This is a genomic window from Stenotrophomonas sp. HMSC10F07 (assembly GCF_001807895.1).
Lineage (GTDB): Bacteria > Pseudomonadota > Gammaproteobacteria > Xanthomonadales > Xanthomonadaceae > Stenotrophomonas > Stenotrophomonas sepilia.
Window position 1 is genome coordinate 27,936 of record NZ_KV791326.1, and the last position, 23,276, is coordinate 51,211.

The 23,276-nt window shown below is 67.2% G+C and carries 23 protein-coding genes; 9 read left to right on the top strand and 14 right to left on the bottom strand.

The annotated features are described in order from the left end of the window. Positions 1–36: 36 nt before the first annotated feature. Entirely contained in the window at positions 37–366 is a 330-nt protein-coding gene (locus HMPREF3114_RS02260) for a hypothetical protein (protein WP_053498340.1), read from the bottom strand. Positions 367–436: 70 nt separating this feature from the next. Then, positions 437–889: a hypothetical protein gene (locus HMPREF3114_RS02265; protein ID WP_053498339.1), complete on the bottom strand. Its 453-nt coding sequence runs from the start codon at positions 887–889 to the stop codon at positions 437–439. Between the two features lie 161 nt (positions 890–1,050). On the opposite strand from HMPREF3114_RS02265, the gene HMPREF3114_RS02270 reads away from it, so the two are divergent. The 5 genes from HMPREF3114_RS02270 to hemF all read left to right on the top strand — a co-directional run bounded on the left by HMPREF3114_RS02270 (position 1,051) and on the right by hemF (position 7,065). Beyond that, positions 1,051–3,420: a S9 family peptidase gene (locus HMPREF3114_RS02270; protein ID WP_065177831.1), complete on the top strand. Its 2,370-nt coding sequence runs from the start codon at positions 1,051–1,053 to the stop codon at positions 3,418–3,420. Further along, a complete protein-coding gene (locus HMPREF3114_RS02275) occupies positions 3,417–3,836 on the top strand; it encodes an NUDIX hydrolase (protein WP_053498334.1) in 420 nt (139 codons plus the stop codon). Before HMPREF3114_RS02270 ends, HMPREF3114_RS02275 begins: the two co-directional genes overlap by 4 nt. Positions 3,837–3,866: 30 nt before the next feature. Further along, positions 3,867–4,427, top strand: coding sequence for a hypothetical protein (locus HMPREF3114_RS02280; RefSeq protein WP_032954647.1), 561 nt, complete (start codon positions 3,867–3,869; stop codon positions 4,425–4,427). Between the two features lie 70 nt (positions 4,428–4,497). Continuing rightward, positions 4,498–6,114, top strand: a complete 1,617-nt coding sequence (locus tag HMPREF3114_RS02285; protein WP_053498332.1) for a hypothetical protein — start codon at positions 4,498–4,500, stop codon at positions 6,112–6,114. Between the two features lie 54 nt (positions 6,115–6,168). Continuing rightward, positions 6,169–7,065, top strand: a complete 897-nt coding sequence (gene hemF / locus HMPREF3114_RS02290) for an oxygen-dependent coproporphyrinogen oxidase (protein ID WP_049415973.1) — start codon at positions 6,169–6,171, stop codon at positions 7,063–7,065. Between the two features lie 36 nt (positions 7,066–7,101). Here hemF and HMPREF3114_RS02295 read toward each other — a convergent pair whose 3' ends face one another. Next, the gene (locus tag HMPREF3114_RS02295) at positions 7,102–7,581 is read right to left on the bottom strand and encodes a DUF421 domain-containing protein (protein WP_053498330.1); all 480 of its coding nucleotides are present in this window, start codon (positions 7,579–7,581) and stop codon (positions 7,102–7,104) included. A 366-nt stretch (positions 7,582–7,947) separates the two neighbouring features. Further along, positions 7,948–10,722, bottom strand: coding sequence for a DNA polymerase I (gene polA / locus HMPREF3114_RS02300; protein ID WP_053498328.1), 2,775 nt, complete (start codon positions 10,720–10,722; stop codon positions 7,948–7,950). Positions 10,723–10,820: 98 nt separating this feature from the next. Here polA and HMPREF3114_RS02305 point away from each other — a divergent pair, with 98 nt between their 5' ends. Continuing rightward, the gene (locus HMPREF3114_RS02305; protein ID WP_049443782.1) at positions 10,821–11,105 is read left to right on the top strand and encodes a DUF2782 domain-containing protein; all 285 of its coding nucleotides are present in this window, start codon (positions 10,821–10,823) and stop codon (positions 11,103–11,105) included. A gap of 144 nt (positions 11,106–11,249) precedes the next feature. Here HMPREF3114_RS02305 and HMPREF3114_RS02310 read toward each other — a convergent pair whose 3' ends face one another. The 3 genes from HMPREF3114_RS02310 to HMPREF3114_RS02320 all read right to left on the bottom strand — a co-directional run bounded on the left by HMPREF3114_RS02310 (position 11,250) and on the right by HMPREF3114_RS02320 (position 12,874). Beyond that, entirely contained in the window at positions 11,250–11,696 is a 447-nt protein-coding gene (locus HMPREF3114_RS02310; RefSeq protein WP_005420335.1) for a universal stress protein, read from the bottom strand. Positions 11,697–11,887: 191 nt separating this feature from the next. After that, on the bottom strand, positions 11,888–12,442 hold the full coding sequence (locus HMPREF3114_RS02315; RefSeq protein WP_053498326.1) for a hypothetical protein: 555 nt from the start codon (positions 12,440–12,442) through the stop codon (positions 11,888–11,890). A gap of 105 nt (positions 12,443–12,547) precedes the next feature. Further along, complete coding sequence (locus tag HMPREF3114_RS02320; protein WP_053498324.1) at positions 12,548–12,874, bottom strand: low molecular weight protein tyrosine phosphatase family protein; 327 nt, start codon at positions 12,872–12,874, stop codon at positions 12,548–12,550. Positions 12,875–12,982: 108 nt separating this feature from the next. Here HMPREF3114_RS02320 and HMPREF3114_RS02325 point away from each other — a divergent pair, with 108 nt between their 5' ends. Continuing rightward, positions 12,983–13,720, top strand: coding sequence for a hypothetical protein (locus HMPREF3114_RS02325; RefSeq protein WP_229766016.1), 738 nt, complete (start codon positions 12,983–12,985; stop codon positions 13,718–13,720). A gap of 106 nt (positions 13,721–13,826) precedes the next feature. On the opposite strand, the gene uvrD is transcribed toward HMPREF3114_RS02325, so the two are convergent. The 5 genes from uvrD to rpmB all read right to left on the bottom strand — a co-directional run bounded on the left by uvrD (position 13,827) and on the right by rpmB (position 19,625). Further along, the gene (gene uvrD / locus HMPREF3114_RS02330) at positions 13,827–16,019 is read right to left on the bottom strand and encodes a DNA helicase II (RefSeq protein WP_053498322.1); all 2,193 of its coding nucleotides are present in this window, start codon (positions 16,017–16,019) and stop codon (positions 13,827–13,829) included. A 9-nt stretch (positions 16,020–16,028) separates the two neighbouring features. Continuing rightward, entirely contained in the window at positions 16,029–17,450 is a 1,422-nt protein-coding gene (locus HMPREF3114_RS02335) for an FAD/NAD(P)-binding protein (RefSeq protein ID WP_053498321.1), read from the bottom strand. A 45-nt stretch (positions 17,451–17,495) separates the two neighbouring features. Further along, on the bottom strand, positions 17,496–18,914 hold the full coding sequence (gene cls / locus HMPREF3114_RS02340; protein WP_053498319.1) for a cardiolipin synthase: 1,419 nt from the start codon (positions 18,912–18,914) through the stop codon (positions 17,496–17,498). Positions 18,915–19,210: 296 nt separating this feature from the next. Beyond that, entirely contained in the window at positions 19,211–19,378 is a 168-nt protein-coding gene (gene rpmG / locus HMPREF3114_RS02345) for a 50S ribosomal protein L33 (protein ID WP_169411268.1), read from the bottom strand. Positions 19,379–19,388: 10 nt separating this feature from the next. Then, positions 19,389–19,625, bottom strand: coding sequence for a 50S ribosomal protein L28 (gene rpmB / locus HMPREF3114_RS02350; protein WP_005411638.1), 237 nt, complete (start codon positions 19,623–19,625; stop codon positions 19,389–19,391). A 281-nt stretch (positions 19,626–19,906) separates the two neighbouring features. Here rpmB and HMPREF3114_RS02355 point away from each other — a divergent pair, with 281 nt between their 5' ends. After that, positions 19,907–21,121 (top strand): glycosyltransferase, encoded by a 1,215-nt coding sequence (locus tag HMPREF3114_RS02355; RefSeq protein ID WP_053498317.1) that lies wholly within the window; start codon positions 19,907–19,909, stop codon positions 21,119–21,121. A gap of 13 nt (positions 21,122–21,134) precedes the next feature. Here the strand turns inward: HMPREF3114_RS02355 and dnaQ are convergent, their stop codons facing one another. Next, positions 21,135–21,644, bottom strand: a complete 510-nt coding sequence (dnaQ, locus tag HMPREF3114_RS02360; protein ID WP_005420353.1) for a DNA polymerase III subunit epsilon — start codon at positions 21,642–21,644, stop codon at positions 21,135–21,137. Positions 21,645–21,809: 165 nt separating this feature from the next. Further along, positions 21,810–22,703 (bottom strand): LysR family transcriptional regulator, encoded by an 894-nt coding sequence (locus tag HMPREF3114_RS02365; RefSeq protein WP_070488939.1) that lies wholly within the window; start codon positions 22,701–22,703, stop codon positions 21,810–21,812. A gap of 108 nt (positions 22,704–22,811) precedes the next feature. Here HMPREF3114_RS02365 and HMPREF3114_RS02370 point away from each other — a divergent pair, with 108 nt between their 5' ends. Next, positions 22,812–23,201, top strand: coding sequence for a RidA family protein (locus HMPREF3114_RS02370; RefSeq protein WP_053498809.1), 390 nt, complete (start codon positions 22,812–22,814; stop codon positions 23,199–23,201). The last annotated feature ends 75 nt before the right edge of the window (positions 23,202–23,276 follow it).

Below are 23,276 nucleotides of genomic sequence, written 5' to 3' on the forward strand. Positions count from 1 at the left end.
GCGCGGGGCGCCCCCTGTGCCCGTGGCATGCCTGCCTCAGCCCTTGCGCGCGGCAGGCCGGGTGAAGTGCCAGGCCAGCAGCTGGCCGAGGCCGGCACTGCCGACCAGCGCGGCAGCGGCACCAAAGGTCAGGTCGCGGGCCCCGATGGCTTCCAGCAGGGCCATGGCCAGGGCCAGGCAGACCAGGCTGATGCCCCAGCGCAACGCCCCCTGGCGGCGGCGCTCTTCTTCCAGCCCGGCCAGCGAGCGGATCACTTCCTCGGGCACGTGCGGGGCGACCAGCTTGCTGCGTGCGCGCGCATCGGCAATGGCATGGATCGCGTAGGCGATGCAGACGAATAGGGTGATCGGGATCAGTTCCTGCATGGTCGGGCTCCTGTTCGATGGATGATGCGGGTACAGGAGAATGGATGCGCGACCACGGCAACCGGTTGCACTAGCTGTCCGCCGACGTTTCGCTGGCGCCGGTCGTGTCCGCCGGGTCGGGGAAATAGGTCTCCACCTGAAAATCCAGCTGCAGGTCCGCCATCAGCCGCAGCAACTGCGGATCCAGCTCGAAACCCGCCCATGCCGTCTTTCCAAAGATGCCAACACGCAGGCCGATCCCGGCCCCCTCCTGCAGCAGTTCCCTGATCACGTCGGCGCGTGCCCGCAGGAGATCGATCAACGCCGGCCAGGCATCCATCAGCCAACCGTCCTTTCCCCTCTGCAGTACGAACACCACGCGGGTCGCCGCATGAACCCGGATCAAGGTACCGTCGCGATCCCGATATCCGGTCCCGACATCACGGGAAAACGCCGGTTCCAGATCCAGCCGGGCGGCAATTCCGGCGCCGGCCTCTGTCGGGTGCTGCACCCCCAGAGAGATCCTGTAGTCGTAGCAGTACATATCGGTTCCATCCGAACGGAATGACCATCATGCCGCACACGCCGTCGCAGCGACCCGGGCGGTGCCGTTTTGCCGATTCCGCTGCCATGACCTGTGGCCCCTGCCCCCGGCCCGGACGGCTGCTACCCTTGCCCGGTTTCCTCTTCTGGTGCCGTCCGCCCATGTCCCGAGTGCTGCCCCTGTCCCTCCTGCTGTCGGCCGTGCTGGCCGCACCGGCCGCGCATGCCGCGCCGACGCCGATCACCATCGAACAGGCCATGGCCGACCCGGACTGGATCGGTCCGCCGGTCGAGAAGGCCTGGTGGTCGTGGAACAGCCAGCAGGTGGAATACCAGCTCAAGCGCAACGGCAGCCCGGTGCGCGACACCTTCCGCCAGCCGGTGGCCGGCGGCGTGGCCGCGCAGGTGGCCGATGACCAGCGCGGTACCCTGGACGTCGCCGATCCGGTCTACGACCGCAGCCGCAGCCGCAGCGCCTTCGTGCGCAATGGCGATGTGTTCGTGCGCGACCTGCGCAGTGGCGCGCTGACCCAGCTGACCCGCAGCAACGAGCGCGCGGGCAATGTGAACTTCGCGGCCGACAACGGCGTGATCTGGCGCGTCGGCCAGAACTGGTTCCACTGGACCGCCGCCAGCGGCGTGCAGCAGGTGGCCAGCCTGAAGGCCGAGAAGGACCCGCGCACGCCGCCGAAGGCCGACGTGCTCCGCGACCAGCAGCTGCGCACGCTTGAAACCCTGCGCCGCGACCGCGAGCAGCGCGAGGCATTGAAGGACCAGGACCAGCGCTGGCGCCAGGCGGATCCGACCCGCGCACCGGGCCCGGTCTACCTGGGCGCCGACGTCGAGATCGGTGACAGCGTGCTGTCGCCGGACCTGACCCACCTGATCGTGGTGACCAAGCCGAAGGACTTCGACGACGGCCGCACCAGCAAGATGCCGCTGTACGTGACCGAGTCGGGCTACGAGGAAACCGAGGACACCCGCACCCGCGTCGGCCGCAACGGCTTCGAGCCACACACCCTGTGGTACGTGGACGTGCGCACCGGCAAGGCCGAGAAGGTCTCGCTGTCCGGCCTGCCGGGCATCAGCACCGACCCGCTGGCCGAACTGCGCCGCAAGGCCGGCAAGGATGCACTGAAGGGCGAGCGCAGCGTGCAGGTGATGAGCGACTTCATGGGCGGCGGCATCCGCTGGAGCGCCGACGGCCAGCAGGCCGCGGTGATGCTGCGTGCCAACGACAACAAGGACCGCTGGATCATCAGCGTCAACGCCGCCGACGGCCGCGTTCAGAACCGCCACCGCCTGACCGACAACGCCTGGATCAACTGGGGCTTCAACGATTTCGGCTGGATGGCCGATGGCCGCACGCTGTGGCTGTTGTCCGAGGAATCGGGCTTTTCGCACCTGTACACCCAGGCCGGCACCGCCAAGCCGCAGGCGCTGACCAGCGGCAAGTGGGAAACCTCGGCACCGGTGCCGTCGGCCGATGGCAAGGGCTTCTACTTCCTGTGCAACCAGCAGGCGCCGCATGACTACGAAGTCTGCGCGGTCGACACCGGCAACCGCCAGGTGCGCGAGCTGACCAGCCTCAACGGCGTGGAAGACTTCTCGCTGTCGCCGGACGGCCAGCAGCTGCTGGTGCGCTACTCCGGCGCCTACCTGCCGCCGCAGTTGGCGGTGCTGCCCAGTGCCGGTGGCCAGGCGCGCGTGCTGACCGACACCCGCACCGCCGACTACAAGGCACGCCAGTGGATCCAGCCGAAGCTGGTGGCAGTGCCGTCCAAGCATGGTGCCGGCGTGGTCTGGGCCAAGTACTACGAACCGGAGAACAAGGAACCGGGCCGCAAGTACCCGATCGTGATGTTCGTGCACGGCGCCGGCTACCTGCAGAACGTGCACCAGCGCTACCCGGCCTATTTCCGCGAGCAGATGTTCCACAACCTGCTGGTGCAGAAGGGCTACATCGTGCTGGACATGGACTACCGCGGCAGCGAGGGCTACGGCCGCGACTGGCGCACGGCGATCTACCGCAACATGGGCCACCCTGAACTGGAAGACTACAAGGACGGCCTGGACTGGCTGGTCGACACCCAGCAGGGTGACCGCGACCACGCCGGCATCTACGGCGGTTCCTATGGCGGCTTCATGACCTTCATGGCGCTGTTCCGTGCGCCGGGCACCTTCAAGGCCGGCGCGGCGCTGCGCCCGGTGGTGGACTGGCACAACTACAACCACGGCTACACCAGCAACATCCTCAACACCCCGGACATCGACCCGGAGGCGTACCGCGTGTCCTCGCCGATCGAGTACGCGCAGAACCTGCAGGACAACCTGCTGATCGCCCACGGCATGATGGATGACAACGTGTTCTTCCAGGACTCGGTGAACCTGACCCAGCGCCTGATCGAACTGCACAAGGACAACTGGTCGATCGCCCCGTACCCGCTGGAACGCCACGGCTATGTGCGTGCCGATTCCTGGCTGGACCAGTACAAGCGCATCCTCAAGCTGTTCGAGCAGAACCTGAAGTGACAAATGCCGCAGCCACGATCCGGATCGTGGCTGCGGTCATCCTGGATGACCGCGGCCGGGCGCTGGTGGTGCGCAAGCAGGGTGCGCGCCGCTTCATCCAGCCCGGTGGCAAGCCCGAACCCCGCGAGGCGCCCCTGCAGGCGCTGGCCCGCGAGCTGGACGAGGAACTGGGCGTGCAGCTGCGCGCCGATGCCGCCATCGCGCTGGGCACGTTCGAGGACTGGGCTGTGAACGAGCCCGGCCACCGCGTGCAGGCACAGGCGTGGTGGGTGCAGGTGGACGGTGCGCCGCAGGCGCGCGCCGAAATTGCCGAACTGGCCTGGGTGCCGCTGCAACCGCCGCATGGCCTGCCCTTGGCACCCTTGAGCGAACACCATATCCTGCCGGCCGTCGCCACCCGGGCGACGGCCCGCTGAGCAGGCGGGCGCCGACTGCAAGGACATCGGATGTCAATGTCGATCCCGTCGATCCCCTCGCCGCTTTCCCCGGCGTATCACGCCTGGGTGCGCCCGGTCGCACAGGCTTCGTTCTGGCTGTCACTGCTGCTGACGATCTACTTCGTGCTGCAGGGACTGGTGCTGTGGCCGCTGCAGAACCTCAGGCTGTGGCGCCTGGTGGAAAGCGAAGTGCAGCAACAGCAGCTGCACAGCCTGGTCTGGCTGCTGGCGCACCCGGTGGCCGCGTCAATGGTCGTCGCGCTGTTGTGCCTGGCCTCGACCGTGTCCAGCTGGGGCCTGCTGCGTGAACGTCGCTGGGGCCTGTGGAGCTTCGTGGTACTGCTGCTGCTGAGTGCCCTGACCAACTTCGCAGCCGCCTGGTGGCTGGACCTGTTCATGGGCGACTTCATTCCGCTGCTGGCCGATGACCCGGCCCTGCTGCAGGAGCTGCAGCTGAAACGCTGGCTGATCACGCTGACCGTGGTCGGCATGTCGTTCGTGCTTCTCGGCCTGCAGGGCTGGCTGGCCTGGCGACTGCTGCGCCCCGACGTGCGCGCGCGCTTCCACTGAGTTCTGCCGGGCGTGGGCCACGGCCTCCGGCAGCACCCGGCGTTTTGCCTTTGATCGTCAAGGAGACGACATGCTCTCACTCGCACCGTACCGCCACTGGCTGGCCTGGGCGCTGCTGCTGGCCGCGCCGGTGGCCGCCGCACAATCACCGCAATGCGGCCTGTTCAAGGCCGACGAAGGCAGCGGTACGCTGCGTATCAGCTCGCCGAACCGCGGCGAGCAGAAGCACTTCGGCAGCGCACCGACGCCGGTCGCGTTCCAGCAGATCGACGGAAAGCTGCAGCTGGTGAACCTGGAGTACGGCCTGCCCAGCGTGCTGCAAGTGCGCGATCGTGGCCGCACGGTCGAGGTGGATGGCACGGTCTACACCCTGCAGGCCCCCGCACAATGCGCCGCAGCCGCCACCCCGGCTGAAGGCAGCTGCCTGGCCGATGCGGCGGCGTGCCTGGACAACCGTCGCGAAGCGACCCCGGCCGCGCTGGAAGCAGGGTGCCGGGAAGGCGTGCCCGGCATGTGCCTGCAACTGGCTGATCGTTGGCACGAGGAAGCCAAACCTGCGGTCGAGGCCGATCCCGCCCTGGCAAAGGCGGCGCTCGACGCCGCCCTGTCCGGCATCAGACTCCCCGCCGCCTGTGACGACGGTGGCTTCGACCAGGGAACCCCGGCGTGTGCCGCCGCACTCGAGGCCGACCCCGCAGTGCAGGAGAAGCTGGTCAAGGCCGCGATGACCGCAGCCATGACCGAAGCCATGGTGACGATGACGGCGCCGACCGTGCCGGTGATCATTCCGGCTGAGCAGCGGCAACAGTTGCTGCGGCTGTGCCGCGAGGTACCGGACGGCAGTTTCTGCACCCGCGTGGCCGAGCTGTCCTGGGAGGCGGGAGATCCCCAGCAGGCGGTGCAGGCCCTGGCTGCGGCCTGCACCTCCGGCAATGACACCGCTACCTGCGAGCGCCTGCCAGCGCTGCAGGCGGTGGGTGCATCGTTGCAACCGCAGCCGGCAACGGTCCTGCCCTGCGGTGATTACCGGTCCGACGGCGGCCTGATGGACACGCTGGATTTCGGCGACGACGGCCTGGTCGGTGTGGGCTGGAACAGCCACCTTCGCGCGCGCGTCGAAGAGGGCGACATCCGCATCCGCCACGACAGGGGCGGCGACTTCGTGCTGCGCCCGCTGCCCGGCGGGCAGTTGCTGGGCCTGGATACCTGGACCCGCTTCCAGGTGTTCACCCCCACCGGCAAGGGTGCCACCCGGTGCAGCGCACCCAAGCAGTACACGGTACTGCCGCTGCCACAGGACTGCCCACTGGCGCTGGCCAACGAGGACGGCGCCGACGCCTGCTGTGCGCAGGGCAAGCTGCAGGGCTGCAACATACTCGGCAACCGGCTGGCGCTGTCCGGGCACTGGCTGCAGGCCGCAGAGCACTACACCACGGTCTGCCGCGCCGGCGTCCGCGAAGGGTGCGAGAACCTGGTCACCGCGCAGGGCAATGGGGCGGACGTGGATGCACGCGCCATCCTGGGGCAACTGTGCGAGGCCGACCGCAGCGGCCTGCATGTGGCCTGCGATGTGCTCGGAACCCAGAACTGGGAGCTGATCACGCTGGGCGGTGCCCTGCAGAAGGCGGTTGATGAAGCGGCCGTGGACGACGCTCCGGCGCCGCGCACTACCAACCGCAAGCGCTGAGCCTGCCAGGGCCTGTCCGCGGCGTTGGCCGGGCCCTGCGGTAAAGTACGCGCCATGAACGAATTCGAGCGCGTTCGCGCCTACCTCACCGAGCTGCAGGACCGCATCTGTGCGGCGATCGAGGCCGTCGATGGCCGGGCCCGCTTCCAGGAAGACCTGTGGCAGCGTGCCGAGGGCGGTGGCGGGCGTACCCGCGTGCTGCGCGACGGTGCGGTGTTCGAGCAGGCCGGCATCGGCTTCTCCGACGTGGCTGGCAGCCGCCTGCCACCGTCAGCCTCGGCCAACCGCCCGGAACTGGCGGGCGCCTCCTGGCGCGCCACCGGCGTGTCGCTGGTGTTCCACCCGCTCAACCCGTACGTGCCGACCACCCATGCCAACGTGCGCTTCTTCCAGGCGCAGCGCGACGGTGAAGTGGTGGCCAGCTGGTTCGGCGGCGGCTTCGACCTGACCCCGTTCTATCCGTTCGACGAGGACGTGCAGCACTGGCACCGGGTCGCACGCGATCTGTGTGCGCCGTTCGGCGACGAACGCTACGCCGCGCACAAGCGCTGGTGTGATGAGTACTTCTTCCTGCGCCACCGCAACGAAACGCGCGGCGTCGGTGGCCTGTTCTTCGACGACCTGCACGGCGACTTCGAGCGCGATTTCGATTATCTGCGCGCGGTCGGCGATGGCTTCCTCGACGCCTACCTGCCGATCGTGCAGCAGCGCAAGGACACACCCCATGGTGAACGCGAACGCGAGTTCCAGCTGTACCGCCGCGGCCGCTACGTGGAATTCAACCTGGTCTACGACCGCGGTACCCTGTTCGGGCTGCAGAGCGGTGGCCGCAGCGAAAGCATCCTGATGAGCCTGCCACCGCGGGTGCGCTGGGAATACGGCTTCTCGCCCGAACCGGGCAGCCCCGAATCGCGCCTGGCAGACTATCTGGTGCCGCGCGACTGGCTCTGAGGGGTGCCGTCGCGCGGGGCGTGGGCTCGGCGCTGGTCAGCTGCCCTTCCGCGCGATGATGGTGATGTGCCCGGTGGTCTCCAGCAGGGCAATCTGCACGTCTTCAATCTGCAGCCCGCCCTGCTGGCGCAGCGCGGCATCGAAGTCGGCGCGGCTGATCAGCTCGCGGCGAAGTACCGCCTCGAACAGGCGACCATCGCGCGCGATTACGGTGGGTTCTCCTTCGATCAACCGCTCCATCCGCCGGTTCCGGGTGGTCAGCCAGCCCACCCCGTAGTTCAGCAGGATCAGGGTCGCCGCCAGCAGCAGGCCGCCGCCCAGCGAGGTGTCAGCGCCCAGCAGCGCGTTCTGCACCGCGTTGCCCAGCAGCACGATCAGCAGCACGTCGAAGGGCGTGATCTGCCCCAGGGCCCGCTTGCCGCCCAGCCGGACCATGCCCAGCACCACGACATACACCACCACCGCGCGCAGGATGAATTCCCACCACGGCATGGCCAGGGCGAACAGGTCGGGCATGGTCTTCCCCTGCGGAACGGTGGCCCAGCCTAGCACCTGGGGTCAGATCCCTTTGCCCGGCGGGTAAAGGGATCTGACCCCCAGTGTGTTCCATACGCGCAAATAAAAAGCCCCGCTGACCAGGGGGAGGTCAACGGGGCCGGGGAACGGGCACTTGGGGAGGAGTCCCCGTTCCGAGATCTGCTCCAGGGGATGGGAGAGATCCACAACAGGCATTGCGCCTGTCGGGAGTTATAGAAGCACTCCGAACACTAACGGTTCGTGAAGGGGCCCCATTTAATGAATTTCAATCGGGGCAACATTCATGGTCGAGTCAGAAACCCCCGACTCATGAACACATTCACGTCGTTTTCGGCCTGAATTCCGTCAGTGCGCCTCATCCCAGTTGCTGCCGACGCCGGTATCGACCACCAGCGGCACTCGCAGTTTGGCCGCTTGCGACATGCGCTCCACCACCTGCAAACGCAGGTCTTCAACGAAACTGCTTTCGGTTTCGAAGACCAGTTCATCGTGCACCTGCAGGATCATCCGCGCTGGTGCCCCGCTGTCGCGCAGCCACTGGTCCACATCCACCATTGCACGCTTGATGATGTCGGCGGCAGTGCCCTGCATCGGCGCGTTGATCGCGGCGCGCTCGGCACCGGCACGCAGGCCCTGGTTGCGGGCGTGGATGTCGTTCAGGTACAGGCGGCGGCCGAACAGGGTTTCCACGTAGCCCTGGTCACGGGCCTGCTGGCGCATCCGCTCCATGAAGTCGCGCACGCCCGGATAGCGGCTGAAGTACAGCGCCACGTAGTCCTGTGCCTGGCCACGGTCGATGCCCAGATTGCGGGCCAGGCCGAAGGCGCTCATGCCGTACATCAGGCCGAAGTTGATCGCCTTGGCGGCGCGGCGCTCGTTCGGGGTCACCTCCTCCAGCGTGCGCCCGAACACCTCGGCGGCGGTGGCACGGTGCACGTCGGCGCCCTGCTCGAAGGCGCGCACCAGGCCCGGATCCTCGGACAGGTGGGCCATGATCCGCAGCTCGATCTGCGAATAGTCGGCGGCCAGCAGCTGGAAGCCCTCCGGCGCCACGAACGCGCGGCGGATGCGGCGGCCGTCCTCGGTGCGGATCGGGATGTTCTGCAGGTTCGGGTCCGATGAGGACAGGCGGCCGGTGGCGGCACCGGACTGGTGGTAGCTGGTATGCACCCGGCCGGTGTCCGGGTTGACCATCTCCGGCAGCTTGTCGGTGTAGGTGCTGCGCAGCTTGGCCAACCCGCGGTAGTCGAGGATCACCCGTGGCAGCTCGTGCTGGTCGGCAATTGCCTCCAGTGCCTCTTCATTGGTGCTGGGCTGGCCCTTCGGGGTCTTCACCACCGCCGGCAGCTTCAGCTCGTCGAACAGCACCGCCTGCAGCTGCTTGGGCGAATCCAGGTTGAAGCTGCGGCCGGCCAGCTCGGTGGCCTTCTGCTGCGCGGCCAGCATGCGCGAGGACAGGTCCTGGCTCTGGCGGCGCAGTTCGTCGGTGTCGATCCGCACGCCGTTGGCTTCAATGCTGGTCAGCACCGGCACCAGCGGCATCTCGATGTCGCGGTACACGCTGTCCAGCGCCGGCTCGGCCAGCAGCTGCGGCTGCAGCGCGCGATGGAGGCGCAGGGTAATGTCGGCGTCCTCGGCCGCATAGCGGCTGGCTTCGTCGATGCCCACCTGCGAGAACGGAATCTGCTTGGCGCCCTTGCCGGCCACGTCCTCGAACTTGAGGGTGGTGTAGCCCAGGTAACGCAGGGCCAGCGAATCCATGTCGTGGCGGGTGGCGGTGGAGTTGAGCACGAAGCTCTCGAGCATGGTGTCGTCGTGGTAGCCCTGCACCTCCACGCCGTGGCGGCGCAGCACATGCAGGTCGTACTTGCCGTGCTGGCCCAGCTTCTTCTTCGCCGGGTCCTGCAGCACCGGCCGCAGCGCATCCAGCACCTGCTGCATCGGCAGCTGGGCCGGCGCACCCGGGTAATCGTGGCCGACCGGAATGTAGGCCGCCCTGCCCGGCTCGACAGCCAGGCTGACGCCGACCAGGCGCGCGCGCATCGCGTCCAGCGCATCGGTTTCAGTATCGAAGCTGATCAGCTCGGCCTGCTGCAGGCGCTCGACCCAGGCCTGCAGCTGCCCGCTGGTCAGCACGGTCTCGTATTCACCCGGCGCGGACAGTGCCGGATCCAGCGTGCCGGCGGCGGGCGCCTCGACGCTGCCACGCGCGAAGCCGGCCGCAGTGCCGCGCAGGCTCGGGGTCGCCTCGCTGGCGGCCACCGGTGCCGGCACAGGCGCGCCCAGCTCCTTCAGCGCCTGGGTGAAACCATAGCGCGTATATAGCTCGGTCAGCGCCGGAACATCCTGCTCGCGCAGCGCCAGCGTGGTCGGGCTGGCCTCCAGTTCCACATCGGTGCGGATCGTCACCAATTCGCGGTTCAGCGGCAGGCGTTCCAGCGCAGCGCGCAGGTTCTCGCCGATCTTGCCCTTCATGGTCGGCGCGGCCGCCATCACCCCGTCCAGGTGCTGGTACTCGGCCAGCCACTTGGCAGCGGTCTTCGGCCCGCACTTCTCCACGCCCGGCACGTTGTCGACCGCGTCGCCCATCAGCGCCAGCAGGTCGATGATCTGATCGGCGCGCACGCCGAACTTGTCCATCACCGCCGCGTCGGAATCCATGCGGCTGCCGGTCATGGTGTTGACCAGTTCGATGCCCGGCCGCACCAGCTGGGCAAAGTCCTTGTCACCGGTGGAAATGGTCACCTTCAGATCCTGCGCCAGGCCCTGCAGCGCAAGCGTGCCGATCACATCGTCGGCTTCCACGCCGGGGATGCGCAGGATGCTGATGCCCAGCGCTTCGACGATGCGGCACATCGGCTCGACCTGGCTGCGCAGTTCATCGGGCATCGGCGGGCGATTGGCCTTGTACTGGTCGTACAGGTCATCACGGAAGGTCTTGCCGGGCGCATCGACCACGAACGCGACGTAGGCCGGGCGCTCCTTCAGCGTCGAACGCAGCATGTTGACCACGCCGAACAGCGCGCCGGTGGGTTCACCCTGTGCATTGGACAGGGGCGGCAGCGCGTGGAACGCGCGGTACAGGTAACTGGACCCGTCGATCAGGACTAATCTGCTCATGCGCCGATTCTACGCGCCCGTGCCTGCACCGCGGCGACACGGCGCGCACACCGCGATGGGGCATAATCAGGGCTCTTTCCAGGCAAAGGCCCCCGCCGATGAAGACCCTGATGCTGGCTTCCCTGCTCCTGCTCGCTGGCTGCGCCAGCATGGGTGGCGCGGGTGCTCCCCCGGTGGACGTCAAGGGCGCGGATGTGTCCAGGCGTACCATGGACAACGGCGATGTCATCGAGGAATACCGTGTGTCCGGCCAGCTGCGCATGGTCAAGGTGACCCCGTCGCGCGGTGCCCCGTTCTACATGTACGACAAGAACGGCGATGGCCGATTCGACAACGACAAGGATGGCGTGTCGCCGGTCTACTGGAAGCTGTACAGCTGGTGAGGTGACCGGGTCGGATCCCTGCGATCCAGTAGATCCACGCCATGCGTGGATTCACCCCAGCCCCCTACAAAAAACAACGCCGGCGCGCATCCTGCGGCCGGCGTCGGGTCCCTCCCCGGGAACGCTTGAATCTGCGGGTATGGATCAGCGGATGACCAGTACCGGCAGCGTGCTGCGTGCCAGCACCTCGGCAGTCTGGCTGCCCAGCAGCACGCGGGTCACGCCACGGCGGCCGTGCGAGGTCATCACGATCAGGTCGCTGTTGCGCTCGGCCGCCGTCTCGATGATGCCGTCGGCCGCGTAGCGGTCCAGCACGTGCACCGGGTTGGCGGTGATGCCCTGCTCGGCGGCCTTGGCCAGCGCCGGCTGCAGCACCTTCTGCGCGCCTTCCTCGCGGTCAGCCTTGTATTCCGGGCTGTTCATGTAGCCCACGCTCCAGCCCATGGCGTCGTACATGCCGACGGCCCACGGCTCGGAGACAGTCACGATATCGACCTCGGCGTTGAGGTCCTTGGCCAGCTCCAGGCCCTTGGCCAGGCCCTTGTCGGCCAGCTCGGACCCGTCGGTGGCAATCAGGATGCGCTTGTACATGGTGGGGCTCCGTGGCGGTCTGCCAGATGGGAACGCCACCATTGCACACCGGATGTGGAGGCGGCGCCTTGAGCAGGATCAATCCGGCGCTGTGCAGGGGCCCGTGCGCACCGTCGCGTGGTCCGAGGGACGCGCTCGGCCGGCCCACTTCTGTAGAGCCGAGCCCATGCTCGGCTCCACAACAATGTCGCTCAGGCGATCTGCACCACGCGTGCGTTCTGGCACAGCGGATAACTGGACACGAATTCGGCAATCGCATCACGCATCGCCTCGAACGATTCGCCGTACATGTACAGTGCGGTTTCGGTCGGGCCCTGCCACCAGCTGCAGATCTCGCCCAGGCCATCGATGTTCCCGGACAGCTGCTCGAATACGTGGTTGGAATCGCACTGTTCGTAGACCTCGTCCGGCAGGTTCAGGCCATCCAGGTAGATGCCCAGGCCCTCGGTCACGCCGAAGCTGCGATCAGCTTCGCCTGCCCCCTGGATCTTCGACCCCTTCGGCGCACCCAGCTGCTCCAGCAGGTCGATCAGCTTGGGCACCCCGGCCACGTCGACCAGTGCCACTTCGATATCGCCGTATTCGACCTCGCCGTCGTCGGACATCGCGGTGCCGCCACCGGTGATCTCGCCGACATTGGCCGCCTGCAGCAGCGCATCGAGCGGGTCTTCGAACAGCTCGTGGCGATGTTCGGGCTGCAGCCGGGCATTCAAGGTCACGGTGACGTGGAGCGCGGGTTCGGTCATGGGGCGTTCCTGGAAGAAGTGCCGCCTATTGTAGAGCCGAGCCCGTGCTCGGCTGCTTTTCCCGCCAGAAGCAGCCGAGCATGGGCTCGGCTCTACAACAGCCCGTCAGCGCAGGAACGGCGCCACCTTGCGCTTGAGCAGCTCGACCAGCACCGGGTCCATGTAGTCGTAGTCGTCGGGAATATCCAGGCAGATCACCCGCTTGCCGTTCAACCAGGCCTTGTAGCGGCTGGACAACCGGTTGCGATGCGCCTTCTCCATCACGAACACCAGGTCGGCCCACTGCAGCAGCTCGGGGCTGAGCACTTCCTCGGCGTCGGCCAGCAACCCGGCCGAGGCGGTTTCGATGCCCGGCCAATCGGCAAACACCTGCTCGGCAGTGGGGCTGCGCAGGCGGTTCTGGCTGCAGAGGAAGAGCACGTTGCGGGTCATGGCTGCAGCGTATCGGGGTAGGATCCCTTTTCCAACGGAAAGGGGCTCTGACCCCATCCAGGTGCTTTCAGACAAGTTGCATGGCCGGAAGACCTTCAGCAGACCATCATGTGCTTTTCCACCATCCAGATGCGCATGATCACCAGGGATGACCTGTTAACGACGTTCGCGGAGGTAGCCGAGGCCCACGGCTGCTACTTCAGCAAGTACGTAGTCGCGACGTACATGCTCTATTGCTGCATAAGGAACGCCGAAGGACATGACCTCGCGATCGCATCCAGGAATGTCGATGATCCGGAATTCGCCGCCAGCGTTGTGCTGAACGCACCGCACCATCTTTCACATGATGGGCCAACGATCTTCGAGATTCCTTCCAACGCCTATGGGTTCACTCATGCGATGGCGGTTCCCAGCACCTATCACGGGCTTCTGAATCGGATCGAGAAGCGCACGGAGCTGTTCCTATGCCTGCCGATCTTCCGGTGTGAGTTCAACGGCAACGAATCAGCAGAGGATTTCAGGTGGTCCACACATCACATCGTTGACGTCAACAACTGGCATAGGACCAGGCAGCCGAAGATAAGCGTGTACCTCGACAATCCCCGCACTGGCGGCGGAACGGACAAGGACGGCGCCATCGTGAGCCTGGAGACGTTGATGGCCGAGATCGACAACCTCAACGGAGTGAGCAGCGGCTTCATCGAGATCACCAACTATCGCAATGAGGTGATCGAGGTGTTGTCGCCGGAGGAAGGCCACTACGTATTGATCCGCAACCGCCAGGACGAAGAAGCGATGGACCGAGCGCGGTTGGTGGCAGCCGTAGAGACGTTCACCACCGGCTGACGACCGACCGCGTTTGTAGAGCCGAGCCCATGCTCGGCTGGGTTTTCCCGGTACAAGCAGCCGAGCATAGGCTCGGCTCTACAGGTATCCCGCCCCTCGACGGTGATCAGATCACCGTCAGGTTGGCGTAGGCCATCACCAGCCACTTGCTGCCGGCGTCGGCGAACTCGACCTGCACGCGGGCGTGGGCGCCGTTGCCTTCGTAGTCGGTCACCATGCCTTCGCCGAACTTGGGATGGGTGACCAGTGCGCCGAGCTTGATCGGTGGCAACTCGATGGAGGCATGGCCCATCACCCGGCTGCTGCCCAGCGAGGCCGGTCGCGAGACCTGCACCTTCGGGCGCACTTCGTGCAGCAGCTCGCGCGGAATCTCGCGCAGGAAGCGCGATGGCAGGCTGTAGTTATCCTGGCCGTGGATGCGGCGCGATTCGGCATAGCTCAGCACCAGTTTCTGGCGCGCGCGGGTAATGCCCACGTAGGCCAGCCGACGCTCTTCTTCCAGACGCCCACTTTCCTCCAGCGAACGTGCGCTGGGGAACAGGCCTTCCTCCAGGCCGGCCAGGAACACCAGCGGGAATTCCAGGCCCTTGGCCGAGTGCAGGGTCATCAGCTGCACGCCGTCCTCGCCCGCCTGCGCCTGGCCCTCGCCGGCCTCCAGCGCGGCGTAAGCCAGAAACGCGACCAGCTCATCCATGTCCTCACCCACTTCCTCGATGTCGTCGACGCGGCGCACGAAGCGCGAGGCGACCGAGACCAGTTCGTCGAGGTTGTCGGTACGCGATTCCGAGTCCAGCGCGTTGCGGCTTTCCTTGCTCCAGTGCTCGCGCAGCTGCGAGCGGGCCAGCACGTGGTCCACGCGCTCGGCCAGGGTCATGTGCACGGTCTGCGCCTGCAGCTCGTTGACCAGCCCCAGGAAGCCGGCCAGTGCATTGCGCGCGCGTGCGGCCAGCGCGCTGCCCTGGGTGACCAGCATGGTGGCTTCCCACAACGAAATACCCTGCGCGCGCGCCTCGCGGCGCACTTCGTCCAGCGTGCGGTCGCCGATGCCACGCGTCGGCGTGTTGACCGCGCGCTCGAAGGCCGTGTCGTCGTTGCGGTTGGACAGCAGGCGCAGGTAGGCCAGCGCGTCCTTGATTTCGGCACGCTCGAAGAAGCGCATGCCGCCGTACACGCGGTACGGCACCTGTTCGCTCAGCAGCGCTTCTTCCAGCGCGCGCGACTGCGCATTGCTGCGGTAGAGCACGGCCACTTCGGTGTAGCTGCCACCATCACGCACCCACTGGCGGGCGCGCTCGACGATGTAACGCGCTTCGTCCATCTCGTTGTACGCCGCATACAGGTCGATCGGCTCGCCGTCGCCACTGTCGGTCCACAGCTGCTTGCCGATGCGGTCCGGGTTGTGCGCGATCACCGCGTTGGCAGCGCCGAGGATGTTGGCGGTGGAACGGTAGTTCTGCTCCAGGCGGATGGTCTGTGCGCCCGGGAAGTCGCGCAGGAAGCCCTGCACGTTCTCGACCTTGGCGCCACGCCAGCCGTAGATGGCCTGGTCATCGTCGCCGACCACGAACACGTGGCCGGAATCGCCGGCCAGCACGCGCACGAAGGCGTACTGGATGGCGTTGGTGTCCTGGAACTCGTCCACCAGGATCTCGCGGAAGCGGGCGCGGTAATGCGACAGCAACGCCGGGTTGTCGCGCAGCAGTTCATGCGCGCGCAGCAGCAGCTCGGCGAAGTCGACCAGGCCGGCGCGGTCGCAGCGTGCCTGGTACTCGATGTAGGCCTGGCGCATGGTTTCCAGCCACGCATCGTGCGGTTCGGGCTGGATGTGCTGCGGGCGGCGGCCTTCGTCCTTCTGCGCGTTGATCCACCACGCGATCTGCTTGGGCGGGTACTTGCCGTCGTCCAGCTCCAGCGCCTGCACCACGCGCTTGACCAGCCGCAGCTGGTCGTCCGAGTCCATCACCTGGAAGCCTTCTGGCAGCTTGGCGTCCTGCCAGTGCAGGCGCAGCAGGCGGTTGGCCAGGCCGTGGAAGGTACCGATCCACATGCCACGGCTGCCATGGGGCAGCTGGGCGTCGATGCGGTGGCGCATTTCGCCGGCCGCCTTGTTGGTGAAGGTCACCGCGAAAATGCCGTGGGTCGGCACGTCATCGACTTCATGCAGCCAGGCGATGCGGTGGGTGAGTACGCGGGTCTTGCCGGAACCGGCACCGGCCAGCACCAGGTGGTGGCCGGGGGGAGCGGAGACGGCTTCGCGCTGGGCCGGGTTCAGGCCATCAAGCAGGTGGGAGACATCCATGCCTCCATTTTACGGCATCGCCGTCGCGGCTCCTGCGACCACCTGGCTGGCCAGCGCCAGCGCCTGCTGGCGCAGTTCAGGCACCGCCAGGCTTTCCCACAGGCTGCCGATGCGCAGGCTGCCGAGCACGCCCAGCCGTGCCTGCGGCTGGCCACCGGCAGCACGCAAGCGGTCGCCCGGCACCGTGCTGTCCAGGCCCAGCCCATGCGGGCCGGGGCGTGCCAGGCCCTCGGCCTGCAGCTGCTGCAGCAACGGATTGCGCAGCGCACTGGCGCGGGTTTCCACGCCGGTGGCGTTGACCACGCCGCCGATCGTCCAGTGCTGTTCATTGCCGTTGGCATCGCGACCCGACAGCCGCAGGGCATCGCCTTCGCGGCCGACGCGTTGCAGGCGGGACCGGTGAATGCGCAGTTGGCCGCTTTCGATCAGCGCCTGCAGCTGTGCGTCGACCTCTTCGGCGATGCGGTGGCGATGCACGTCCCAGTAGCGCACCACATGGCGCAGGAAGCGGCGCTGGTCGGCCGCGTCGAGGCTGCACCACAGCGCCTGTCCATGCGGACGGATGCGGTCCATCACGCCCTGCCACGGCAGCCCGTCGGCCTGCGCCTGGCGAGCGAACCCGCGCAATGCGCGCAGGCGCTGGCGCAGGCGCATCGGCAGCAGCGTGGCCGGGTCGAACGTGGGCAGGCCGCCATGCGCATGCGGAAGCGGCAGCAGGCCATGGCGCGAGATCACGTGCAGCGGGCCGGTGTGGCCGGCGGCAACCAGCGCCAGCACGGTGTCGGCCATGCTCAGGCCGGAGCCGACGATGGCCACGGCCTGCTCACCGGCCAGGGTACGCACGCCGTCGTAGTCCCAGGCCTCGATCACATCATCGGCGGGCAGTGCCTCGGCACCGGCCACCGGCAGCGGCCGCATGCTGTTGCCGGTAGCGAGCACCGCCTGCACGGCGTGCAGCGTCTGGGCATCGCCAAGTGTCAGCCGGTAGCCATGGTCATCCGGCTGCAGGCCCAGCACCGGCTGCGCGATCACCTGCAGCTGCGCCGGGCTGGCCGCAGCGGCCTCCTGCAGGCGCTGCTGCAGGTAGGCCGCAAAGTAGTGGCGGCATACATAACGCTCGCCCAGCACCTCGCGCGCCTCGCCCGGGTAGGCGTTGGCGGCCATCAGGTAGTCGAGGAAATCGCCGGGCTGGTCGGCAAACGCACTCATCTTCGCCGCCGGCACGTTCAGCAGGTGCTCCGGCCACGGCGTGGCATAGGCGATGCCCTGGGCCAGCTGCGAAGCCGGTTCGAGAATGGCCAACGCCAGTGGCGCCTTGGCTTGGCGCAGTACCTGGATCGCCACCAGCACCCCGGCCGCACCACCACCGATGATTGCCAGGTCCAGTTCGCCATTACGCGGTGAATCAGTCATGCGCCGATTGTAGGCCATCGGCGATGACGGGCCGGGTTGCCGAAGTGGGCGATTGCCGCCGCCTCACATCAACGCATCGGCCAGCCGTGCGATGCCTTCGCGGCTGCGCCGCCACGTGGGGCGGCTGCGCCACTGCTGCAGGTCCAGCTGCCGCGACTCGCGCAGGTAGCCATCCTCGATCGCACACAGCTGCTGCACCAGCGCGCGGTCGTAGCAGACCAGGCCGATCTCGGCATTCAGCGCGAATGAGCGGATGTCCATGTTGATCGAGCCGAGCACGGCGATGTCCTCGTCCACGCTCATGTGCTTGGCGTGCAGGAACTGCGGCTCGTACAGCGCGATGCGCACGCCACAGCGCAGCAGCTCGTCGTAGTACGCCTCCTGCGCCCACGAGGTCAGCCGCTGGTTGTTGCTGGCCGAGAGGATCAGCTGCACCTGCACACCGGACAAGGCCGCAATGCGCAACGCGCTGAGCGTAGCTTCGTCAGGCACGAAATACGGCGTGACCATCACCAGCCGTCGCCGTGCCAGGTGGATCAGCGCCGCCACCGCATCGCGCGCATTGCTGTACGGATAGGCCGGGCCGCTTGGCAGCAGCTGGGTGGCGATGTCGTCGCTGCACTCGGGCACATCGACTATCACGTCCAGGCGCTGGCCGGTTTCCATGTACCAGTCGCTGGCGAACACCGCTTCCAGGTGCGCCACTGCCGGGCCACGCACGCGCGCCACCAGCTCGCGGTTCGGGTGGCCGGGCACGAACTGCGGGCCGGCCAGGTTCTGCGAACCGACATAGGCCACTTCGTTGTCGATCACCGCGATCTTGCGATGGTTGCGCAGGTCCATGCGCCCGCTGCGGCGCCAGCGCAGGCCACCGGGCAGCATCGCGCGTACCTCGATGTCGCGCGCCTGCAGGCGCTTGCGATAGGCGCGCAGGCCGCGCTTGGCGCCCACCGCGTCGAGCAGCACGCGGCACTGCACGCCGCGTGCAGCCGCTCGCTGCAGGGCCTCGACAATGGCCTCGCCGACCGCGTCATCGAACATCAGGTAGTACAGCAGGTGCACGCGGTCTTCGGCCTGGTCGATGTCGGCAATCAGCGTGTGCAGCGATTCGTCGTAGTCGGTCAGCAGGTCGACGGCGTTGCCGTGCACCGGCATGAAATCGCCCTGGCGCTGCACCAGCGGCACGATTTCGGCGCTGGCGGTGTCCGGCTGCGGTGTCCAGCGCAGGCGATGCTGCAGCGCCTGTTCCTCGCGGATGACCTGCGAGGCCTCGGCCTGGCGGCGGATGCGCTCGCGCGACAGCCACGGGTGGCCGAACAGCAGGTACAACGGCAGCCCCAGCAGGGGCACGAAGCCGACCAGCAGCAGCCAGCTGCGCGCCGCCCCCGGCGTGGTGCGGGTGGGAATCCAGCACAGCGCGACCAGCCGGATCAGCCAGTCGATCAGCAGCAGGTAGGAACCCAGCAACCACTCGAACAGCATCGTGTCGCCCGTCGGGAGGTGATGGGCCATTTTGCCCAGCGGCCTTTATAGAGTCGAGCCATGCTCGACTGCCTTTCGGCCCGACCGCAGAGCAGCCGAGCGTGGGCTCGGCTCTACAGAATGGCTCAGTGCCGCACCGGCACCTCGCACAGCTGTCCTACCGAATCGGCATGGCGGCGGCCGTTGAGCGCCATGCAGGCAATGGCCGAACGGTCGGCACCCACATCTGGATGCCGGGCAAGAAAAAACCCGCCACAAGGGCGGGTTTCTTCGCGGGGATCAGCAATCCGTGCGGATTACTTGATCTTGCCTTCCTTGTACAGGACGTGCTTGCGCACGACCGGATCGTACTTCAGGAATTCCATCTTCCCCGGGGTGTTCTTCTTGTTCTTGTCCGTGGTGTAGAAGTGGCCGGTACCGGCCGAGGAAATCATACGGACCTTATCGCGCTTGCCTGCCATGATGCTTTACTCCTCAGACCTTTTCGCCGCGCGCACGCAGCTCAGCCAGAACGGAATCAATGCCGTTCTTGTCGATGGTGCGCAGTGCATGCGCGGAAACACGAAGCTTGACCCAGCGGTTCTCGCTGGCCACCCAGAAACGGCGCTCGTGCAGATTCGGCAGGAAACGACGACGGGTCTTGTTGTTGGCGTGCGAGACGTTGTTACCCGTCTGCACTCGCTTGCCGGAAACCTGGCATACGCGGGACATTGCGCACCTCGATAGTAGTAGTTGTCAGCCCGTAGCCCGGGAGACGGCGGCCTCGATGGTTGCCCACCACACGTCAAGAGAATCAAAGGGTTACGCTGGCGTTGGGCGGCCCGGGGACGTGCTCCCGGGGACGCCGCCCGGTAGAAAACCGGACACAGCGAGCCGCGCATTATGCACCGGTTCAAGCACTTGCGCAAGTTACCCACAGGCGGGGACTGAACCGGCAGGACCGGGGCACTCCGCCAACCGGCATACTGGCCCGGACCACTGCGGAGCTTGCCATGCGGCTGCTGGCCCTGACCTACGGAACCGAAGGCGACACACGTCCCCTGGCCATGCTCTGCCATGGGCTGATCGGCGCAGGCCACGCGGTGACACTGCTGGCCGATGGCGGCACCCTGGGCAGCGCGCAGGCACTGGATGTGCCCCACGCGGCCCTTGAAGGTGACATCCATGACGACGTGGTCGCACTGGTCTCGCGTGGCAACGGCGTTGCCGCCGCCAGTACCGGCCTGGCACGGATGGCGCTGCAGCATGTCAGCGGCTGGATGCGCCAGGCCGATGCCGCCGCCGAAGGCTGCGATGCGATTCTGACCGGTGGCCTGGCGGCCTTCGTCGGCATGAGCGTGGGCGAACGCCGCAGGATTCCCGTCATCGGCAGCGGCATGATTCCGCTGACCCCGACGCGCGCCTTCCGCTCCCCGTTCCTGCCGCCCGGACGCTCGCCGGGCTGGTTGAACCGGGCCAGCTACGGGTGGGTCAACGGCCTGATCTGGCGCCAGTTCCGCCGGCCGATCAACGCGGCACGCCAGCAGTTGGGGCAATCGCCGCGCCGCGCGCTGTGGTCCGGCCTGCCGATGCTCTATGGCATCTCACCGCAGCTGCTGCCGCCACCGGCGGACTGGCCGGCCGACCACATCGTCTGTGGCCAATGGCGGCTTCCTGATGTGCCCTGGGCGCCCCCGGCCGATCTGCAGGCCTTCCTCGATGCCGGGCCGCCGCCGGTCTATCTGGGCTTTGGCAGCATGACCGGATTCGATCGCGAGCGCGTACTGCCGGCCCTGCTGCAGGCGCTGGCACCGCGCCGGGTGCTGCTGTTTCCAGGGTGGGCCGGATTGCCGACGGGTGCGCTGCCAGCAGATGTGTTCGTGCTCGGCCCGACGCCACACGAAGCACTGTTCCCGCATTGCGCACTCGCCATCCACCATGGTGGCAGCGGCACCACGCATTCGGCCTGCCGCGCCGGCATTCCCTCGCTGGTGATGCCGTTCGCTGCGGATCAGTTCTTCTGGGCCGATCGCCTGTGTCGGTTGGGCGTGGCACCGGCACCGTTGTCACCGAAGCGACTGGATGCAGCAACGCTGGCAGCAGCCATCACCTTCGCAGAAGCCGACGCAACACGCGCGCGCGTGGCGGCCCTGGGCGTGGCGATGAGCCATGAGGACGGGGTGGCCTGTGGCGTGGCGATGATCGAGCGCTGGTTACGGCCGATGTAACAGCGGGCAAGCCTCAGCGCAGGTGCGGAATCACCTGGGCCAGCAGATGGGCATCCTTGAGCGCACCGTGCAGGCCCCGGTTGCCGGGGATGCGCAGGCGCTGCAGCACATCGTCCAACTTGTTGCCCTGGCCGGGCCAGCGCCCGCGCGCCAGCTTCAGGCTGCAGGTGATGCGGCAGTGCTGGGCCAGCGTGCCGGGAATGCCGGCCAGGCGCAGCTCGTTGTCCAGGAAACCCACGTCGAAGGTGGCGTTGTGCGCGACCATCTCGCTGCCGCGCAGGAAGTCCAGCAGTTCGGCGGCCTTGCTGGAGAACAGCGGTTTGCCCACCAGCATCGCATCGCTGATGCCATGCACGCGCTGTGCGCCCCAGTCCACCTTGCGCTGCGGCTGCAGGTAGGTGTGGAACTGGCGGCCGCTGAGCTGGCCGTCGATCAGTTCGACGGCACCGATTTCGATCACCCGGTGCCCCAGGCGGTGGGAGATGCCGGTGGTTTCGGTGTCCAGTGCGACGATGCGATTCATGCGTGGCGATGGTTCCTGTTGCGTGCCGCGATGATTTTCGCATGCCTGCAGCAGGAAGCCCTCCCTGTAGCCGAACCCGTGCTCGGCTCACGCGCGAAGCGCGGGCCTTGAGCGTTGGAGCGAGAAGCAGCCGAGCGTGGGCTCGGCTCTACAGGTGCGTGTGCATCACCCCAACGCTTCCACCACCCAATCGATGAACACCCGCAGCCGCTGGCTCATGTGCCGGTTCGGCGGGAACATCACATGCATCGGCATGGGTGGAAGCCGCCAGTCCTGCAGCAGCGGCAGCAGTTCGCCACGCGCCACATGCGGCGCGGCCATGTAGCTGGGCAGCGCGACCACGCCCAGCCCCGCCAGCGCCGCCGCCAGATAGGCGTTGCCGTCGTCGAAACCGACCGTGTAGCGGCCCTGCACTTCTACGCGCTCATCGCCGCGCTGTGCGCTGAATACTCTCGCCCGGCCACTGCGCGGGCTGAGGAAGCCGACCATGTGGTGATCGGGGCCTTCCAGCGCGCGCGGGTCGGTCGGCAGGCCGAAATGCTGCACATAGCCGGGGCTGGCGTGGAAACCGATCGGCAGCGCCGCCAGCGGCCGCGCCACCAGCGCCGGGTCGGCCGGGGTGCCGCCGCGGATCACGCAGTCGACGTTGTCGGCGATGACGTCAACCTCGCGGTCGCTGACGCCGATGTCCAGCTGGATCTCCGGGTAGCGCGCCTGGAAATCCGGCAGTGCCGGCACCAGCCGCAACCGCGCGTAGGGTCCGGGCACATCCACCCGCAGGCGGCCGCGCGGCTGGCTGGCTGCGTCACCCAGCCCGCCCTCCACCTCTTCCAGCTCGGCCAGCAGGCGGGCGATGCGCGGGTAGTAGGCCGCACCGTCGGCGGTGACGCTGACCCGGCGCGTGGTGCGGTTGAGCAGGCGCAGCCGCAGGTGTGCCTCCAGCTGCTGCACCAGCTGGGTGACCGTGGTGCGGCTGATCTGCAGGGTCTGCGCGGCGCGGGTGAAGCTGCCGGTTTCCACAACCCGGGCAAAGGCCCGCATCGCCTCGAAACGGTCCATGGCGGGCCATGATTGTTTGGGATTGGCAATCAATCTAGGCCGATCATCGCGGTTTATCCAGACAGGACTGGCGCGGAGGATGGCGTTCTCTCCCACGGATTCCTTCCCATGTCACAGCGTGATGTCGTTTTCCCCACCGGCCGCCAGGCCCTGTACGAGCGCAACCGCTACTCGCCGGCGATCCGATCCAGCGGTTTCCTGTTCGTCTCCGGCCAGGTCGGCAGCCGCGAGGACGGCTCGCCCGAACCGGACTTCGAAACCCAGGTGCGCCGCGCCTTCGAGAATCTCAATGCGGTGTTGGCTGCCGCCGGCTGCACCTTCGATGACGTGATCGACGTGACCGTGTTCCTGGTCGATCCGGAGAAGAACTTCGAGAAGGCCTGGGCGATCGTGCCCGAGTACTGGGGCGAGGCGCCGCACCCGACCCTGACCGGTATCGGTGTGACCTGGCTGTATGGGTTCCAGTTCGAGATCAAGGTGATCGCGAAGCTGCCGTGACCTTCGTTGTAGAGCCGAGCCCATGCTCGGCTGATCGTGCGACAGCAGCCGAGCATGGGCTCGGCTCTACAGAAG

Bases quoted from the DNA above. Each gene is read 5' to 3' on its own strand.
- HMPREF3114_RS02335 (WP_053498321.1), bottom strand. From the start codon at position 17,450: ATGGCCTACAATCGGCGCATGACTGATTCACCGCGTAATGGCGAACTG.
- HMPREF3114_RS02260 (WP_053498340.1), bottom strand. From the start codon at position 366: ATGCAGGAACTGATCCCGATCACCCTATTCGTCTGCATCGCCTACGCG.
- rpmB (WP_005411638.1), bottom strand. From the start codon at position 19,625: ATGTCCCGCGTATGCCAGGTTTCCGGCAAGCGAGTGCAGACGGGTAAC.
- polA (WP_053498328.1), bottom strand. From the start codon at position 10,722: ATGAGCAGATTAGTCCTGATCGACGGGTCCAGTTACCTGTACCGCGCG.
- HMPREF3114_RS02315 (WP_053498326.1), bottom strand. From the start codon at position 12,442: ATGACCGAACCCGCGCTCCACGTCACCGTGACCTTGAATGCCCGGCTG.
- HMPREF3114_RS02280 (WP_032954647.1), top strand. From the start codon at position 3,867: ATGTCAATGTCGATCCCGTCGATCCCCTCGCCGCTTTCCCCGGCGTAT.
- HMPREF3114_RS02320 (WP_053498324.1), bottom strand. From the start codon at position 12,874: ATGACCCGCAACGTGCTCTTCCTCTGCAGCCAGAACCGCCTGCGCAGC.
- hemF (WP_049415973.1), top strand. From the start codon at position 6,169: ATGAACGAATTCGAGCGCGTTCGCGCCTACCTCACCGAGCTGCAGGAC.
- HMPREF3114_RS02370 (WP_053498809.1), top strand. From the start codon at position 22,812: ATGTCACAGCGTGATGTCGTTTTCCCCACCGGCCGCCAGGCCCTGTAC.
- HMPREF3114_RS02365 (WP_070488939.1), bottom strand. From the start codon at position 22,703: ATGGACCGTTTCGAGGCGATGCGGGCCTTTGCCCGGGTTGTGGAAACC.
- HMPREF3114_RS02265 (WP_053498339.1), bottom strand. From the start codon at position 889: ATGTACTGCTACGACTACAGGATCTCTCTGGGGGTGCAGCACCCGACA.
- HMPREF3114_RS02325 (WP_229766016.1), top strand. From the start codon at position 12,983: ATGTGCTTTTCCACCATCCAGATGCGCATGATCACCAGGGATGACCTG.
- HMPREF3114_RS02305 (WP_049443782.1), top strand. From the start codon at position 10,821: ATGAAGACCCTGATGCTGGCTTCCCTGCTCCTGCTCGCTGGCTGCGCC.
- HMPREF3114_RS02285 (WP_053498332.1), top strand. From the start codon at position 4,498: ATGCTCTCACTCGCACCGTACCGCCACTGGCTGGCCTGGGCGCTGCTG.
- HMPREF3114_RS02310 (WP_005420335.1), bottom strand. From the start codon at position 11,696: ATGTACAAGCGCATCCTGATTGCCACCGACGGGTCCGAGCTGGCCGAC.
- cls (WP_053498319.1), bottom strand. From the start codon at position 18,914: ATGCTGTTCGAGTGGTTGCTGGGTTCCTACCTGCTGCTGATCGACTGG.
- HMPREF3114_RS02295 (WP_053498330.1), bottom strand. From the start codon at position 7,581: ATGCCCGACCTGTTCGCCCTGGCCATGCCGTGGTGGGAATTCATCCTG.
- HMPREF3114_RS02355 (WP_053498317.1), top strand. From the start codon at position 19,907: ATGCGGCTGCTGGCCCTGACCTACGGAACCGAAGGCGACACACGTCCC.
- HMPREF3114_RS02270 (WP_065177831.1), top strand. From the start codon at position 1,051: ATGTCCCGAGTGCTGCCCCTGTCCCTCCTGCTGTCGGCCGTGCTGGCC.
- dnaQ (WP_005420353.1), bottom strand. From the start codon at position 21,644: ATGAATCGCATCGTCGCACTGGACACCGAAACCACCGGCATCTCCCAC.
- uvrD (WP_053498322.1), bottom strand. From the start codon at position 16,019: ATGGATGTCTCCCACCTGCTTGATGGCCTGAACCCGGCCCAGCGCGAA.